The sequence below is a fragment of the Kitasatospora sp. NPDC001660 genome (assembly GCF_053596725.1).
Genome location: NZ_JBSFGU010000007.1, coordinates 198,023 through 213,442, shown reverse-complemented (window position 1 = coordinate 213,442; position 15,420 = coordinate 198,023). Strand labels below are relative to the sequence as shown.

General features: G+C 73.0%; 17 protein-coding genes. 5 read left to right on the top strand and 12 right to left on the bottom strand.

Annotated features, from left to right (window positions below; genetic code table 11):
* Positions 1 to 269: 269 nt before the first annotated feature.
* The 4 genes from ACWCXH_RS11025 (at position 270) to ACWCXH_RS11010 (ending at position 6,368) form a co-directional block, all read left to right on the top strand.
* Positions 270 to 1,217, top strand: coding sequence for an ABC transporter ATP-binding protein (locus tag ACWCXH_RS11025; RefSeq protein ID WP_449801087.1), 948 nt, complete (start codon positions 270 to 272; stop codon positions 1,215 to 1,217).
* Positions 1,214 to 2,572, top strand: a complete 1,359-nt coding sequence (locus tag ACWCXH_RS11020) for an ABC transporter permease (protein ID WP_449801086.1) — start codon at positions 1,214 to 1,216, stop codon at positions 2,570 to 2,572. The genes ACWCXH_RS11025 and ACWCXH_RS11020 overlap by 4 nt, the downstream gene beginning before the upstream one ends.
* 88 nt (positions 2,573 to 2,660) lie before the next feature.
* Entirely contained in the window at positions 2,661 to 5,414 is a 2,754-nt protein-coding gene (locus tag ACWCXH_RS11015; RefSeq protein ID WP_449801085.1) for a bifunctional YncE family protein/alkaline phosphatase family protein, read from the top strand.
* A gap of 300 nt (positions 5,415 to 5,714) precedes the next feature.
* On the top strand, positions 5,715 to 6,368 hold the full coding sequence (locus tag ACWCXH_RS11010) for a hypothetical protein (protein ID WP_449801084.1): 654 nt from the start codon (positions 5,715 to 5,717) through the stop codon (positions 6,366 to 6,368).
* A gap of 842 nt (positions 6,369 to 7,210) precedes the next feature.
* Here ACWCXH_RS11010 and ACWCXH_RS11005 read toward each other — a convergent pair.
* From ACWCXH_RS11005 to ACWCXH_RS10950, 12 genes are all read right to left on the bottom strand, one after another.
* The gene (locus tag ACWCXH_RS11005; RefSeq protein WP_449801083.1) at positions 7,211 to 7,384 is read right to left on the bottom strand and encodes a CsbD family protein; all 174 of its coding nucleotides are present in this window, start codon (positions 7,382 to 7,384) and stop codon (positions 7,211 to 7,213) included.
* An 89-nt stretch (positions 7,385 to 7,473) separates the two neighbouring features.
* Positions 7,474 to 7,818, bottom strand: a complete 345-nt coding sequence (locus ACWCXH_RS11000) for a gas vesicle protein K (RefSeq protein WP_449801082.1) — start codon at positions 7,816 to 7,818, stop codon at positions 7,474 to 7,476.
* A complete protein-coding gene (locus tag ACWCXH_RS10995; RefSeq protein WP_449801081.1) occupies positions 7,815 to 8,066 on the bottom strand; it encodes a gas vesicle protein in 252 nt (83 codons plus the stop codon). Before ACWCXH_RS10995 ends, ACWCXH_RS11000 begins: the two co-directional genes overlap by 4 nt.
* Positions 8,063 to 8,869: a GvpL/GvpF family gas vesicle protein gene (locus tag ACWCXH_RS10990; protein ID WP_449801080.1), complete on the bottom strand. Its 807-nt coding sequence runs from the start codon at positions 8,867 to 8,869 to the stop codon at positions 8,063 to 8,065. Before ACWCXH_RS10990 ends, ACWCXH_RS10995 begins: the two co-directional genes overlap by 4 nt.
* Entirely contained in the window at positions 8,866 to 9,279 is a 414-nt protein-coding gene (gene gvpJ, locus ACWCXH_RS10985; RefSeq protein WP_449801079.1) for a gas vesicle protein GvpJ, read from the bottom strand. Before gvpJ (ACWCXH_RS10985) ends, ACWCXH_RS10990 begins: the two co-directional genes overlap by 4 nt.
* On the bottom strand, positions 9,276 to 9,713 hold the full coding sequence (gvpO, locus tag ACWCXH_RS10980) for a gas vesicle protein GvpO (RefSeq protein WP_449801078.1): 438 nt from the start codon (positions 9,711 to 9,713) through the stop codon (positions 9,276 to 9,278). The genes gvpJ (ACWCXH_RS10985) and gvpO overlap by 4 nt, the downstream gene beginning before the upstream one ends.
* Before the next feature lie 3 nt (positions 9,714 to 9,716).
* The gene (locus ACWCXH_RS10975) at positions 9,717 to 9,968 is read right to left on the bottom strand and encodes a gas vesicle protein GvpG (protein WP_449801077.1); all 252 of its coding nucleotides are present in this window, start codon (positions 9,966 to 9,968) and stop codon (positions 9,717 to 9,719) included.
* Positions 9,959 to 10,771: a GvpL/GvpF family gas vesicle protein gene (locus tag ACWCXH_RS10970; protein ID WP_449801076.1), complete on the bottom strand. Its 813-nt coding sequence runs from the start codon at positions 10,769 to 10,771 to the stop codon at positions 9,959 to 9,961. The genes ACWCXH_RS10975 and ACWCXH_RS10970 overlap by 10 nt, the downstream gene beginning before the upstream one ends.
* Positions 10,768 to 11,208, bottom strand: coding sequence for a gas vesicle protein GvpJ (gvpJ, locus tag ACWCXH_RS10965; RefSeq protein WP_449801075.1), 441 nt, complete (start codon positions 11,206 to 11,208; stop codon positions 10,768 to 10,770). Before gvpJ (ACWCXH_RS10965) ends, ACWCXH_RS10970 begins: the two co-directional genes overlap by 4 nt.
* A 4-nt stretch (positions 11,209 to 11,212) precedes the next feature.
* Positions 11,213 to 12,337, bottom strand: coding sequence for an SRPBCC family protein (locus ACWCXH_RS10960; RefSeq protein WP_449801074.1), 1,125 nt, complete (start codon positions 12,335 to 12,337; stop codon positions 11,213 to 11,215).
* 5 nt (positions 12,338 to 12,342) lie between these two features.
* Positions 12,343 to 12,966 carry a hypothetical protein gene (locus ACWCXH_RS10955; protein WP_449801073.1) on the bottom strand — a complete coding sequence of 208 codons (624 nt, stop codon included), beginning with the start codon at positions 12,964 to 12,966 and terminating at the stop codon, positions 12,343 to 12,345.
* 543 nt (positions 12,967 to 13,509) lie between these two features.
* Entirely contained in the window at positions 13,510 to 14,022 is a 513-nt protein-coding gene (locus tag ACWCXH_RS10950; protein ID WP_449801072.1) for a hemerythrin domain-containing protein, read from the bottom strand.
* A gap of 167 nt (positions 14,023 to 14,189) precedes the next feature.
* Here ACWCXH_RS10950 and ACWCXH_RS10945 point away from each other — a divergent pair, with 167 nt between their 5' ends.
* The gene (locus tag ACWCXH_RS10945) at positions 14,190 to 15,404 is read left to right on the top strand and encodes a YihY/virulence factor BrkB family protein (protein WP_449801071.1); all 1,215 of its coding nucleotides are present in this window, start codon (positions 14,190 to 14,192) and stop codon (positions 15,402 to 15,404) included.
* The last annotated feature ends 16 nt before the right edge of the window (positions 15,405 to 15,420 follow it).

The following is a 15,420-nucleotide window of genomic DNA, read 5'->3' as shown; positions in this document are numbered from 1 at the left end:
CGGCGGGGCGCGCCACCCGCTGCCGTCCGGGACGGTCCGCTGGGCGGCGCCCTTCGGGATCTGAAGCACAACGCGCGAGGCGTTCGCGGTCGGGGCCGGTGCCGCCCTGACCGCGAACGCCTGGCCTGACGTCCGAGCTCCCGGGCCGCAGGACGAGCCGCGCGTCACCGCAGGCCCGTCCGACTGCTGTTCCATCACCGTTCAACCGCGCGATCCTGACGCCGCCCCGCCGGCCCTCTACGGTCCCTGGGAGACTGCGAGAAGGGGCCATGGACGACACACAACCTGCCGTACGCGCACGCGGTTTGACGAAGTGCTTCGGTGACGTCGTGGCGCTCGACGGGGTCGGGCTGGACCTGGCGCCCGGACGGATCCACGGGCTGGCCGGACCGAACGGTGCCGGGAAGACGACGCTGCTCGGGCTGCTGCTCGGCCTGGCCGTCGCCGACGGGGGCGAGTTGGAGGTGCTGGGCGTTCCGGTCGGCCGGGCCCTGGCAGCACCGCACGGGGTGGCCGGATTCGTGGACGGGCCCGGGCTGTACCCGTCGCTCACCGCACGGAAGAACCTGGCCGCACTCGCGGCGCTGCGCGGCCAGGACACGCGGGCGGGGCGGATCGACGACGCGCTGGCCGAGGTCGGGCTGACGGACGTCGCCGACGACCGCGTGCGCGGGTTCTCGCTGGGCATGCGGCAGCGGCTCGGGCTGGCCGCGGCGCTGCTCACGGATCCGCGCCTGCTGGTGCTCGACGAGCCGTCCAACGGCCTGGACCCGGCGGGCAAGCAGCACGTGTACGCGGCGCTGCGGCGGCTCGCCGACGACGGCGTGGCCGTCGTGCTCTCCAGTCACCGTATGGACGACCTCGAAGCGCTGTGTTCCGAGGTCACGATCCTCGCGACCGGGCGGGTCCGCTTCTCCGGCCCGATGGAGAAGCTGGCGGCCGACAGCCCCGAGCTCGACTACCGCCTGCTCACCTCCGATCCGCAGGCCGCGCGGAGGGTGGCCGACGAAACCACAGGGGTGCGGGCGGTGGAGGAAGCCGCGGCGCGGCGCGGGGCCGGATCGCTGGTCGTGCGCGCGTCGGCGCCCGCTGTCGAGCAGTTGGTGGGCGCGCTCGTGCACGCGGGCGTGGGGGTGCGCGAGGTCGCCCCCGTGGTGGCGCCGTTGGAGGCCGCGTTCCTCGCGCTGACCGATCAGCGGCAGGAGGGTGCGCGATGAGCACGGCACTGGCAGGCACCGGCGTGACGCCCGGGACGCGCCGGGTGCCGGTGGGCCGCGTGTACCGCTTCGAGGTGGTCAAGCTCGTCTCGCAGTGGCGGATCCGGCTGCTGGTGCTGGCCTGTTGGACCTTGCCGGGGCTGTTCGTCGCCGCGGTGGCCCGGCAGGGCACGCTGCCGTCCGACACGCTGTTCGGCCGGTGGATGCACGCCACCGGCTGGGCCGGCCCGCTGGTGGTGCTGGGCTTCTCGGGCTCCTGGGCGCTGCCGCTGCTGACCTCGGTGGTCGCCGGCGACGTGTTCGCCGCCGAGGACCGGCTCGGAACCTGGCGCCACCTGCTGGTGGCGATCCGCTCGCCGCGGCGGATCTTCGCGGCGAAGGCGCTGGCGAGCGGCACCGTGATCGTGCTGCTGGTGGCCGGGCTGGTGGCCTCCGGCACGGTGGGCGGGCTGGCGGCGGTCGGGAACGGGCCGCTGGTCGGGGTCGACGGGCACCTGCTGTCGCCGTCCGACGCGGCCGGGAGCGTGCTGCTCGCATGGGCGTGCGCGCTGGCGCCCACGCTCGCGCTGGCGGCGATCGGGCTGCTCGGCTCCGTCCTCCTGGGGCGCTCGCCGATGGGGCTGCTCGTCCCCGCGCTGACGGCCGTCGCGATGCAGCTCGCGCAGATGCTGCCGCTGCCGGTGGCTCTGCGCCTCGCACTGCCCGGCTACGCCTTCGTCTCCTGGAACGGGCTGTTCGCCGCCCCCGTACGGCTCGACGAGCTGCTGATCTCCGTCGCGGTCAGCCTGGCGTGGGTCACGGTGGCGACCGCCGCGGCCTACCTGCTGTTCGTACGGCGGGACTTCACCAACGGCAGCGAGGACGGCGCGGAGCGCCGCGCGCTCGCCTTCGGGGTGCTGCCGCCGGCCGGGCTGCTCGCGCTGACCTTCGCGGCCGTCGCCGTGGCCACGCCCTCGACCGGCTCGGGGATCACGCAGGCGAAGGTGCAGCGGTCGGTCTCCACCGTCTTCGCGCACCTGTACCGGCTGCAGACCGAGCAGCTGCACCGTCCCGCCGTCACCGAGGAACAGCTGCGGGTCGCGGCAGCGTGCGAGCGGGGGGACGGCCACGTCGACCCGCAGGGGCCGGGCAACGACTGGCGCTGCGTCGTCACCTGGCACCTGCCCGGCGTGACCGCGCCGGGGACGGCGGTCTACCAGCTCGACGTCGCCCCGGACGGGCGGCTGATGGCCGACGGCGACGGGCCGAAGGAGGTGAACGGCTACTTCCTGGTGCACACCCCGACCGGGGACGCGCCGAACCCGCTGTGGCAGTTCGACGGCCAGGTCGAGCTGCTCGCCTCCTCGCCGGACTGAACGCACCCGGCGCACCGAACGCACCACACCCACGGCAGGCACCGAACGCACCCCACCAACCCGACGACCCCAACGAAGGAATGACGCCATGCAGGTAACGCGTCGTCGCCGCGTCCAGAAGGAGCACTCCGCCCTTCTCGGCCGGCACATGGGCCGCCGCGCCACGCTCGCCACGGCGTGCATCACGGCGGTGGCCGTGGCCACGGGCACGGCTTTCGCGACCACCCACCAGTTCGGCACCGACCAGGTCGGCCAGGTCACCGCCAACGGCCAGGTCATCTCCAGCGACCAGTACATCGCCCCCTTCGGCAGCCGGCTCGTCGTCGACGACGGCAAGATCATGGCGTCCCGCGTCAGCCCGGACGGCGGCCACCTGGCCGCCACGGTCGCCGACGGCGACGCGTCGCTCGTCGTCGTGGACCTGAAGAACGGGCGGGTGCAGCAGCGCGTCGGCACCGCGAAGGCGGACGACCTGCACCTGACCGACGGCTCGGTCGGCCAGGAGGCGCCGGTGTACTCGCCGGACGGCTCGCAGCTGTGGCTGGGTCAGCTCGACGGCTACACCCGGTTCACCGTGAACGCCGACGGTTCCCTGTCCAACCCGGTGAAGGTGCCGATCCCGGCCGACGGCGCCAAGCACGCGCTCGCGTCCGGCGCGGTGTTCTCCGCCGACGGCTCGACGGTGTACGCGGCGGTCAACGGGCAGAACCGGGTGGTCGCGCTCAACGCGGCGACCGGCGCGATCGAGCGGAGCTGGACGGTCGGCAACGCGCCGCGCGCCGTCGTGCAGGCCGGCCACAAGCTGTACGTCGGCAACGAGGGCGGGCGCGCGGCCACCGGCGACGACGACACGCTCAACTCCTACGGCACGCAGGTGCCGGCCGACCCGGCCACCGGCGCCACGACGACGGGCACCGTCAGCGTGATCGACCTCGCGGACCCGGCCGCCGCCGTCGGCTCCGTCGACGTCGGCCTGCACCCGACGGCGCTGTACGCCGGGAACGGGGTGCTGTTCGTCGCCGACACCGGCACCGACGAGGTGTCGGTCGTCGACACCGCGCACGACCGGGTCGTGCAGACCATCTCCACCAAGCCGTGGCCGGAGGCCTCGGTGGGCTACGAACCCACCGCGGTGACGCTCACCGACGACGGGCACCTGCTGGTCACCCTCGGCCGCGCCAACGCGGTGGCCGTCTACCGCTACACCACTGCGCAGGAGCCGGTCGGCTACGTCGGCCTCCTGCCCACCGACTACCTCCCGACCGGGATCACCACCGTCGGCTCGAAGGTGGTCGTCTCCAACACCCGTGGCATCGACGCGCGGCGGCCCAACTCCACCGGCGCGCACAACACCCACGACACGACGTCGAGCGTCACGCAGTTCACACTGCCGGGCGACCGGGAGATCCGGGACCGGACCGACCAGGTCTTCCGGCAGAACGGCTGGACCAGCGGCGCGGTCGAGACGGCCGGCCGGCACAAGGCCGAGCCGGTGCCGGTGCCGGCCCGGATCGGCGACCCGTCGCCGATCAAGCACGTGTTCCTGATCGTCAAGGAGAACCGGACCTACGACCAGCTCTTCGGCGACCTGGCGAAGGGCAACGGCGACCCGAAGCTGGCGCAGTTCGGCGCGAACGTGACGCCCAACCAGCACGCGCTGGCCGAGCAGTTCGGGCTCTACGACAACACCTACGACATCGGCACGAACTCCGCCGAGGGCCACAACTGGCTGATGCAGGCCGACGACCCGGAGTACACCGAGTCCTCCGCGGGCGAGTACCAGCGCAGCTACGACACCGAGGACGACGCCCTCGGCCACCAGCGGTCGGGCTTCCTGTGGACGGGAGCGCAGGCGGCCGGCCAGGACGTGCGCGACTTCGGGGAGTTCCACCAGTTCCTGACCAAGCCCGACGGCGCGAACTGGCAGAACCTGTACTGCGACGCGAAGACCATGGACGCGACCGGGCAGGACACCGCCTACCCCCTCGCCTCGTCCTCGCCGATCCCGTCGCTCAACGACGTGTCGGTGCCCGGCTTCCCGAAGTTCGACCTCGACGTGCCGGACCAGTACCGCTACCAGGTGTGGAAGCAGGACTTCGAGCAGAACGGCCCAGCGAACCTCAACATGCTGTGGCTGTCCAGCGACCACACCGGCGGCCCGGCGAGCCCGGCCGCACAGGTCGCCGACAACGACCTCGCGGTCGGCAGGGTCGTCGACGAGATCTCGCACAGCGAGTACTGGAAGGACTCCGCGATCTTCGTGGTCGAGGACGACTCCCAGGCCGGCCTCGACCACGTGGACGGCCACCGCGCCCCGATCCAGATCATCAGCCCCTGGGCGCAGCACGGGGCCGTCGACAGCCGCTACTACTCGCAGATCACGATGGTCCGCACCATCGAGCAGATCCTCGGGATCCACCCGATGAACCAGAAGGACAGCGCGGCCAGTCCGATGACCACGGCCTTCACCGACAAGCCGGACTACACGCCGTTCACCGCGGTGCCCAACCGGACGTCCCTGACCGACGGCCTGAAGACGCCGCCCGCGTGCGGCGTCGACGTGCCCGGCGCCGTCCAGGACCGCGCGGCGGCCCCGGCCCCGACCACGGTCGCGCCGCCGGCGGCGGAGCAGGGCGTCGCGGCCCAGTGGGACGCCTGGAAGTCGAAGCAGCACCTCACCGGCTCGAACGCCGCGCCGGACCGCGCGAACCCGGCGCAGATGGACCACCTGACCTGGTACCAGACGCACAACTGGACCGCCCCGTACCCGGGCGAGTCCGAGATCCACGCCCCGAACGACGTCCCCGGCGCATACCTGCCGTCCACGGAGAACGACGGCTGATCCTGCCGGGGAACCGTGATCGGGCCCCGGGCCGGCGCCACCACGCCGCCCCGGGGCCCGGAACCCCCGACCGGCCCGGACGGACCGTTCCAACGATCGCCGAACGGCGGACCCCGTTGTCGGCCATGCCATATATGAGTCACCGTCAGAGACTGCGGCAGCTCACACATGTGTTCTCCCGCACGCCATCACGTGCGTCAACATCACCTGCCTGAACGGTCATTTCGCTCTCGGCGTCCTGCGCAGGCCCTCGACACGGGTACCATGCGCAACAACGTCCACAGGCAGGAGTGACCGGTCGTGACCAGCCAAACAGCCGCCTCGCTCCGATCGCGGTACGCCGTACAGGCCGCGTCGGATCTCGAGGGGAACCGCCGCCGGCAGCAGGAGCTCGCCGACGAACTCAAGAAGCTCCAGCAGGAGGAAGCGCTCCTCGTCGACATCATGTCGGTGGCCGAGCGCTACAGCGACGACACGAAGCCCGCCCCCATCCCGGAGCAGGCCCAGGACTCGCCGCCCGTCCCGGAGCAGGCCCGGACCCGGGACGAGCCGGCGCCCGCCGACACGCCCGCCGAAGCACCCACCGACGTGCCCGCCGCGAAGGTGTCGCGCCGCAAGCGGGCGGCCCGCACCCCGTCACCGCGGGCCGGCTCGACGGCCGGCTCCACGGTGAAGGCCTCCGCCAAGGCCCGACGCGTCGTGAAGGCCCCGTCGCAACGCCCGCTGCTGGGCGACATCCTGACGCACCTGCTCGCCGGCCACGGCGAGCCCCGCACCGCCAAGGAACTGCGCGACGAGTTCCTGGTGGCACACCCGGACCGCGAGCCCACCCCGCAGGTCGTGCGCAACGCCCTCGGCGCGCTCGTCGCGAAGGGCCGCGTCGAGCGCCGCAAGGACCAGCGTTCGGTGATGTACAGCCTCGTCGAGGACGCGGACAGCACCCCGGCCGGCTGACTCCCCCGGACAAACACCTGCGGGCGGCCCGGGAACCGACCACTGTCGGTCTCCCGGGCCGCCCGCCGCCGGCCGGGCCGCGCCAGGGTCCTGGCCGTGGTCAACGCCGCGCCCACGTGGAAGCGGGGAGTGCACCGGGATCGCCGTCGAGCTCGGCGAGGCGAAACTCGAACACCCGGACGAACCGACGCGGGAGCGGTCCGCCGAGGAACGTTCGATCACGGCGCCCGCCCTCGACCCGCGAACCGCCGCCACAGTCGCGGAGGCCAGGTAACCGGCCGGTCAAGAGCCGGTCGGCGGGGCGACGGGGAGCAGCGCGACCAACCAACCCGGCTTCCGACCTGGTACCGGCCGGCAGCGAAGCCCGGCACCTCGACACCGGCCTCGCCCGGATGCTCGTCCGCGCCCGTCGGGCGGCGGGCGCGTGGGCCCGTCCCGGCGGGGTACACGCAGGCGCGTGGCGGTCCCGGCCCAGCTTGCCCCTCCCCCCGGCGCCGGGGCCGCCCGCCTTCGCCTGGGGCAGTCACCGCCCCGCGCGGCACCGATCCCCGCGAGCGCCCGAGGACGCGGCCGCGGAGTGCGCCGGCTCGGTGATCTCCAGCAGCCTTCGCTTCTGGGGCAGCGGAGCGGCCAGGACCACGGGCATCCGTCCGGCCCGCCGCAGGCCCCGACGGCGCACAAGGCCGTCCGTGTCGGGGGCAATGTGCGGGCACGGACACTGCGCGGCGGGCGAAGGCCAGCGCTCGCACTCCGGCTCCCCGGGGCCACCGGGGCGCGCAGGGAGCAGCCCGCCACGGTCGTGACCGTGGCGGGCTGCTCCGGCAAGGCCAGGCCGGGCGCGGTCAGTGCTTCATCGCGTCCTTCGTCTTCCGACCCGCCTGGGAGAGGTCTCCCTTGACCTGCTCCGCCTTGCCCTTGACGGTGAGCCGCTCGTTCCCGACCACCTTGCCGACTGCCTCCTTGGCCTTGCCCTTCGCGGTCTCGGCGGTGTGTGCGATCTTCTTTCCGGCGCCCACGGCTGCCTCCTCGTCTGCTCGGAACTCCTTCCGCGTGTGCCCTGGATCCCAGGACTCAATCCCTTCCGTCGCGATCGGCCGCATTCCGCTCAGGGGCCGGAACCGAGCAGGGGACCGAGCGGGCCGAGGTCGATGTCGAGGTCCTCGGGCGAGAGGCCGAAGTGCTCCCGCAGCTCGTCCATCCGCTGCTCCAGGGCCATCAGCGTTTGCCCCAGGGCCTCGACCTGGTCCTCGTCGAGGTCGCCTTCGTCGATGCGTCGCAGGGCCTGCCGCTCCATGAGCTCGCGGAGCAGTTCGACCACGGTGAGGACCAGGCAGGCCAGGTCCTTCCCCACCGTCTCCGGGTCGACGGCGACGCGTCGCCCGACCCGGGCCCCGCACGTGTCCTCCGGCGGACCCGGACCGCAGTTACCGGCGGGCGGGCGCGCGGTCACGGCAGCGGCTCCTGCCGCACGGTCACGCTGCCTTCGACGGTCCGGGTCGCGGAGCGCACGGAGGCCACCAACGCCCGCAGACTGATCCGGACCAGGTCCACGTCGGCGATGGCGAGGGTGATCTCGCCCACGATGACCACACCGCCCGCCAGCACGCGGTCGAGGAGGTCGACGAGCGCGACGCGCTCGGCACCGACCGGCGCGGGAACGCCGGAGCGGTCCGCGAACGGTCGGTCCGGGGTGTTCACGGCACCTCCCGAGGCCCGGCCGGCCCGTCGAGACCGGCGAACGAGTAGGGCGGCCAAGGTCCGGTCAGCTCCAGCCGGAGACCGGGGTGGCGGGCTGCGAGAGCGGCGACGGCATCCGCGAACCGCTGCCGGTCGGCGTGGTCGAGGAGGTAGGAGCCGTTGAGGACCATGGCCTCGGCGCGTCCGCTGGCCTCGGCGGACTGCGGCGGGTGAAGGGCCGCCGCCACAGCCACCCCGGCCAGCCGGGCGTGGATCGTCCGGGCGTCGTCCAGCGCCTGTCGCGACGTGTCCTCGCGCTCCTGCCGCTGGGCCCTGCGGCGCAGCAGGTAGGCGGTGCCGGGCCGGTCACGTCCAGTGGGGTCGCCGGGCCCGGAGCCGGTGTCCGTCCCAGGCGGGGGCGGCCGGCGGGCGAGGTACGCCTTGACACCCCATTCCGTCCGTCCTTCGACCCGCCGGAGCGCCTCGGCGAACTCGTCGTGGCGCTCGCGCAGGAGCGCCTCCGCCCGGGCGTCGTCGTGGTAGAGGGTGGCGAAGCGCAAGGGCAGGGCCGCCCCCGCACGGGCGAGGGACTCGACGACCCTGTGGTGGGCGCGGACGGCGCGCTCCAGCCAGACCGGGTCCTCCAGATGGGCGTGCAGGGGTTCCGGGTCGAAGTCGTCCCGTGGCACCGAGCCGGCCACGACGGCGAGGTCCGGTCCGCCCAGCGTGCGGAGGGGCTCCTCCGCGACACCCCGCTGCTCGGGAGAGGGGAGCCGGTCGGCCGGGACGATGGCGTAGAGCCAGGTGTGGTGGGTGGCGGTCACGGTTCCCTCCCGGTGCGCGGTGGGTGACGCCGGGTGGACGGAGGCGGCGTCTCGTCGGAGCGGCTGCCGGGTGCGGGACGCTCCGGTTCGCTCTTCGCGTCCTCCAGTTCGCCGATTCGCTCGCGCAGGCGCTGGTTCTCCAGCGCGAGGCTGCGTCGGCCGGAGGAGAGGCTGGGGTCGTGCTCCCACCAGTCGATCCCCATCTCCCGGGCGCGGTCGACGGAGGCGATGAGGAGTCTGATCCTGATCGTCAGCAGCTCGATGTCCAGCAGGTTCACGCGGATGTCCCCCGCGATGACGATGCCCTTGTCGAGGACCCGTTCGAGGAGGTCCGCGAGGTTGGCCGGCTGCGGGGCGGCCGGCGTGCGGTAGCCGGCAGGCAGCGGCGGGCCGAAGTCCCGGCCGTTCATGGTGTCTCCCCCTGATCGACGCGGCCGCGGTGGTAGCGGCGTTCACGGCGGTAGGAGACGAGGCCACCCCGCTCGTCCAGGACGACCTGGTAAACGGCGAGGATGTCGGTGGAGTCGGGGACCCGACGGGTTTCCAGGACCTCGATGCCCACCCGCCACCCCTCCTGGTCGCGTTCCAGCGAGGCGATGCCTTCGGGCGCGCGGCCGGTGAGTTCCTGCACCTGGCGCGCGGCGCGGGCGACGGCCCGACGGGGGAGGTCCGTCCGCGGGCGCTCTCCGGCTCCGGCTCGGTCCGGCGGGGCGGACGCCCGCGCGCTCCGCCCGGCCGAGGCTTCGCGGTGCTCACCGTCGGCGCTGGGGGTGGTGGCGCGAGGTCGCCGGGCCGTCTCACGGTCGCCGTGATCGGCGGGTCGGCGAGGACGGGGCTCGGGCACGGCTCACACCTCCCGCCCACCGCTCGTCCCCTTGGCGCGCCACAGCCGCCCGACCAGTTCTTCCTCCTCCCGGTCGGCTTCCGCCGGGCTGAGAGCGCCGCTGCGGCGGGCCGCTTCCAGCTCGGCCAGCCGCCGACGGACGGCCGCCGGGTCGCCCAGCTCGCGGCGCGCCTGGGCGTACAGCTGCTCGGCCACCCAGACCACACCGCGCACGGGCGCGAGCGGCAGGGTAAAAACCCCGGTGATCAGGCCCATGGGCCGGACACCCCCTCGGCGGTGCCGTCGACGGCCGACGGCGCGAAGTCGTACGGGGCCAGCGGACCGAGGAGGCGTACGCCTATCCGACCGGCCCAGCTGCGCGCCAGGTCCTCCGCCTCGGCCTCGAAGCGCGCCCAACGGGTGTGGTGGACCAGGAAGGACACGTCGATCGGCTGGTCGAGATCCGTGTCCGGGCCCTTGGCGACGGCCACCGCGAGCGGGCCGAGGGTGTCGAGCAGGTGCCGTCCGTCGGCCTGGCCGCGTTCGGCGATCTCCCAGGCGACCAGTTCCCCCAACTGGACCCGCCGGTAGTGGGCGGCGTCCTCCGGCAGTGCCCCGATCCCCTCCCGGAGGGCGGCGATGTCGGGCCGGGCGTCGAGGATGTCCCGCAGCACGCGGTCCTCGACGTACGCCCCGCGCAGCGTGTACTGGGCGAGGCCGCGGAGGTTCTCCAGCGCGGTGGCGAAAGCCTCCTCGGACGGACCGAGCAGTTCGTCCACCACGCCCCCGCGGCCGTGGACCGCCGAGCCGAACCGGAAGGGCAGGACGGGAACCTTGGCGGAGACGACCGCGTCCAGCACCCGGGCGTGCGCTCGGAGGTCGTCCGGCGTTCCCAGGGGCTTGGCCGGATCGATCTCGCTGACCAGCGCGGCCACCCGTCCCCTGCGGAGCAGCTCGACGGCCGCCGGGGGCGTGCCCACCCCGCGGACGGCCGTGGGCGCGGAGGCGTCGGCGGGAACGATCCCGTAGACGTAGTAGACCGGTCCGGTGTCACCGGCGGCCGGTGTGTCGCGGTTCACCGTTCACGCTCCCTGCGTTCGGCCGACGACCGGGACCGGCGCCGGGGCCGCTCCTCCGGTTCCTCCGGCTCGTCCTCCTCGCCGCGGTCACGGACGCGGTCGATCACTTCGCCGACGGTCTCCTTGACGCCCTCCAGGGCGCCGCGGGTCTTGCGGCGGGCGCCGCCCTGCCGCACGTCGTTCATCAGCTCCGGCAGGCCCTCCGTGTCGTCCTGCTTCAGGTCGAGGCGGTTGACCGCCTCCGCGAAGCGCAGGTAGGTGTCCACGCTGGCGACCACGATCCGTGCGTCGATCGTGATCAGCTCGATGCCGACGAGTGAGACCCGGGCGTACACGTCGATGACCAGGCCCTTGTCAAGGATCAGGTCGAGGACGTCGGCCAGGCCGCTCGGCGAGGGACGGTCCAGGTAGTGGCCGGTGCGTGGCGCGACGGTCACGCCGTCACCTCCCGCTCCGGGCGAGGGCGCGGCGGCGGCCGTGCGGCCGTTCGTCCTCGTCCTCGGGCTCGTCCTCGGGCTCCTCCTCGGGCTCCTCCTCGTCCTCGGGCTCCTCCTGCTCGTCCTCGTACTCATCGCTGTCGTACTCGTCGCCCTCCTCATCGGCGTAGTCCTTGTCATCCCCCTCATCGGCGTAGTCCTCGTCGTCGTAGTCCTCCTCTGCCTCCGCATCCTCGTCGCCCTGCTCGCGGTCCCCCTCGTCGGCGCCTTCGGACTCGTCCGCTTCCGGGCCTCCATCGGACCGCTCCTCCTCCAGGGCGTCCTCGTGGGAGCGGACGACCTCGCCGTCGCGGATCTCGCCGCGCCAGCCCTCGACGCTGTCGGGATCGAGGATCGTCCGGGTCATCACGTGCCGGCGGAAGTGCTTGAGCTCAAGACGCGTCCGCCGCCCCTGGGCCCGCCAGAGGTTGCCTGTCCGCTCGAACAGGCCCTGCGGGTGGTACTCGAGGACGAGCAGGATCTTCGTGAGGTTGGGGGCGAGTTCGTGGAAGGTCACCGTGCCGTCGACGTGGCCCTTCTCACCCTTGGAGCGCCACACGATCGTCTCGTCCGGCACCTGCTCGACGATGGTCGACTCCCAGGTGCGGTGGGAGAGGAAGATCCCCGCCTTCCACGCGAGCTTCTCGTCGGACTTCTGCTCGACGCTCTCCAGTCGCTTCGTGAACTTCGGGAAGTCCTGGAACTGCGTCCACTGGTTGTAGGCGACCCGCACCGGCACCCCGACCTCGATCTCCTCGATGATGTTGGTGATCTTGGTCTCCTTGTTGCCGCCCCGCTTGCCTCGCCCGCCCGAGAGCGAAAGGCCGTTGGCCACGAGTCTCTTCACCCCGGCCGCGCCGGCGCCCAGCAGTTTCCCCACCGGGAGACCGCCGCCACCACCGCCTCCGTTCTCGGCGTAGTCCACCAGGCGGTCCGCGAGGTCGGCGACCCGGTCCCCGGCCACGCCGACGGCTCGCTCCCCCAGCACGGACACGAACTCGCGCGCCTGTTCCATCAGTCGGTCGGTGGGCAGCGCCTCCAGGAGGTCGCCGATCCCGCCGATTTCGGGCCCGGCTGATTGCCTGGCCATCGTCCTCACCCCGACTTCCGTGCGGACGTCCGCGATCCGGCCGTCTTGCGAGCCGGAGCACTCGTCTTCTTCGCGGCCGAGGAGGCCGCGGTCTTCCGGGCCGTGCCCGTGCGCGGGGCGGCCTTCTTCGGCGGCGCCTTCGCCGCGCTCTTGCGGGTCGACGTCCGTGTGCCGGAGCGCTCGGTCGCCGTCCGGGCACGCGACGAACCGCCGGTGGACGAGGACTTCCGGGGCGACGCCCCGGACCGGGTGCGCCGGGACTCCGCGGAGCCCCCGCTCTCCTCCCGCGCTTCTTCCTCATCAGACGGTTCTTCGTCCTCGTTGTGCCCGTTCGCGTCCCGAAGTGCCTCGGTCCGTTGTTCCAACTGGTCGGTCAGTGCGCCGACGCGCCGGGCCGCGGCGGCCACGGCCGCCTTCTTCCCCGCACTCGCCAGCTCACCCCTCACGTCGTCGACCACGCGCCGGAGTTGCGGCGAGGACTCGATGAGCTGCCCGACGGCCGCTCCCGAGCCGGCACCCAGTTTCTTACCGGCCGCCATGCCGGCGAGCGCCAGCGCCCATCGGGCTTTGTGCAACCGCCCGAGGAGGTAGCCGACGCCCACCGCGGCGGCGAGCTTCGCGTTCTTCATGGTCCATCCCTGGGGAGAGGCGGAAACTTTCCGTTCGCAGACACACGGCCTGCCTTGGTAGCCCCCTCGTCTACCCCGCCCGCCCCACGGGAAACAACGCAGCATCATCACGATGTCAGCCGGTTCCACCTCGCCGGGTCAGGTCTCGTCCTCCACGCGGATCGCGTGCTTGAGGTCGTGCATGGCCTCACCCGATTGCCCTCCTCTCCGTCAGGAGGGGCGCCGCTACGGCGTCGAGCTTGCGCTGGATCGCGTGCTCGGCCTGGCGCTGGGCGTTCTTGAGGAGCGCGAGCAGCAGCGTCACCGCCGACACATGTCGCCGCGAGGTGTTGCCATGACGATGAGAGGCCCCCCACGGCGAAGGAGAGCTCGGCGAGGCCTGCGACGACCGTGCGGTCGAGGAGACCGTGCAGGAACGGGCACCAGGAGCTGGGCACTTGGCGGAGTACCCAGCCGAACAGCTCGCCGTAGAAGGCCTTCGCGGCGACGAGGTCGCGGCTCAGCAGGCTCACCCAGCAGGGTGCGGCGGGCGCGCCCGGCCGTTCAGCCCTCCAGTGCGTCGGCGATGCGGTGCAGCATGCCGCTGCCCGTCGGGTGGCGCGGCGCGGTCTCGCGCACGAACTGCATCCGCTCGCCCATCTCCCGGAGCTCCTTTCGACCGAGCGCGGCCCGGACCTTCGGGAACCAGGAGCTCTCCTCCTCGTCGATGTGCCGCTCGACCGCGTCGATCAGCACCACGGCCTTGGCGTCGTAGCCCGCGTCGGCGGGGGTCATCCGGCTCAGCTCCTCGCAGAGCAGGTCGGCGACGTGGTGCTCCTCCCTGGCGCGGTCCATGTCCTCGGCGAGCCCGGGCACCTCCTGCCGGAGCCTCGGGTAGAAGAGCTCGTCCTCCAGGTACGTGTGGACGGTCAGCTCCTCGACGATCCGCTCGACCTTCTCGCGCCGCGCGTCATCGCCCCCCTGCCCGTCGCCCTCGGCGAGCCCGCGGTACTCGCGGAACAGCCGCCGCACTTTCCGGTGGTCCTCGCGCAGCAGCACGATGGCGTCGTTCGACATCGCTCGCCTCCTCTTCACCGGCTTCTGGGACGTACCGGGCGTGTCCCCGGACGGCCCGGGTCCAAACACCGCCGCTTTTGGGACGAGCACCGCCGGGCATCCGCCCGGTACGTCCCGGCTCCGGAACGACCACCGGGACGGCCAACGTGACCGCGGCGGGAGGAGTGATGCGCGAGGCGGACGTCCGGCTGCCGGGCCCGTCCGTGGACGCCCCGCGCGCGGAGCCGTGGTGGACCCGTCCGAGCGCCGGCCACGGCCTGCGGCCGCGCCCGTGGTGTACGGACGGGCCGACCGGGCAGACGCCCGGGGCGCAGACCCGATCCGTGGCGGGTCCGCGCGCCGGCCACGCGGAGGAGGACGGCATGAACCCGGTCGAACGCGCCCTGCACTGGGTGGACGGCTACCAGCAGCGCCACCGGCCCACCGCCGTCGTCTTCGGCGTGATCAAGAAGTACGGCGACGACCGTGGCGGGCTGCTCGCCGCGCTCGTCAGCTACTACGGATTCCTCGCCCTGATCCCGCTGCTCCTCCTGCTCAGCACCGTCCTCGGATTCGTCCTGCACGGCAACCCCGGCGCACAGAAGTCCGTCCTCAACTCCGCGCTCGCCGACTTCCCGATCATCGGCAACCAGCTCCGCCAGAACGTCCACTCCCTCCAGGGCAGCGGCTTCGCCCTGGCCGTCGGCATGCTGTTCATGCTGTACGGCGCGCTCGGCATCGCCCAGGTACTCCAGCACGCCATGGCCGAGATATGGAACGTCCCCGGTGTGCGCCGCCCCGGTTACTGGCCGCGCCTGGCCCGCAGCCTCCTGCTGCTGGTGGTGCTCGGCTCCGGCCTGGCGCTCGGCACCGGGGCGGCCTCGGTCGTCGCCTCCTCCCTCGGCGGCCCGGCCGCCCGGATCGGCGGCCTGCTCGTCTCGGCGCTCCTGAACGCGGCCCTGTGCCTGGCCTGCTTCCGCGTGCTCACGCCCCGCGAGATCCCCACGCGAGCCCTCTGGCCGGGCTGCGCGATAGCAGGCCCCCTCTTCACCGTCCTCCAGGCCTTCGGCTCCCTGCTCGTCGTGCACGAGCTGCGCCACGCCGGCCAGGTGTACGGTTTCTTCGCCACCGTGATCGGCCTGCTGTCCTGGCTCTACCTGACCGCGCAGATCACCGTGTACGCCGCCGAGACCGACGTCGTCCTCGCCCGCCGCCTGTGGCCGCGCAGCCTGCTCCAGCCCCCACTCACCGACGCCGACGAACAGGTGCTGAACGCGATCGCCCGCCAGGAGGAACGCCGGCCCGAACAGCAAGTCGACGTCGCCTTCACGGACGGTGACACCGCCGCGGAAGACGAGAACGAGCCTGATGACGGCGGGGACACGGGCTCGGGTGCGTCCTGACCTCAGTCGCCGGAAC

Coding starts and splice junctions, on each gene's coding strand:
- ACWCXH_RS11025 (WP_449801087.1), top strand. CDS start 270: ATGGACGACACACAACCTGCCGTACGCGCACGCGGTTTGACGAAGTGC.
- ACWCXH_RS11020 (WP_449801086.1), top strand. CDS start 1,214: ATGAGCACGGCACTGGCAGGCACCGGCGTGACGCCCGGGACGCGCCGG.
- ACWCXH_RS11015 (WP_449801085.1), top strand. CDS start 2,661: ATGCAGGTAACGCGTCGTCGCCGCGTCCAGAAGGAGCACTCCGCCCTT.
- gvpJ (WP_449801079.1), bottom strand. CDS start 9,279: ATGAACGGCCGGGACTTCGGCCCGCCGCTGCCTGCCGGCTACCGCACG.
- ACWCXH_RS10975 (WP_449801077.1), bottom strand. CDS start 9,968: ATGGGCCTGATCACCGGGGTTTTTACCCTGCCGCTCGCGCCCGTGCGC.
- ACWCXH_RS10960 (WP_449801074.1), bottom strand. CDS start 12,337: ATGGCCAGGCAATCAGCCGGGCCCGAAATCGGCGGGATCGGCGACCTC.
- ACWCXH_RS10955 (WP_449801073.1), bottom strand. CDS start 12,966: ATGAAGAACGCGAAGCTCGCCGCCGCGGTGGGCGTCGGCTACCTCCTC.
- ACWCXH_RS10950 (WP_449801072.1), bottom strand. CDS start 14,022: ATGTCGAACGACGCCATCGTGCTGCTGCGCGAGGACCACCGGAAAGTG.
- ACWCXH_RS10945 (WP_449801071.1), top strand. CDS start 14,190: ATGCGCGAGGCGGACGTCCGGCTGCCGGGCCCGTCCGTGGACGCCCCG.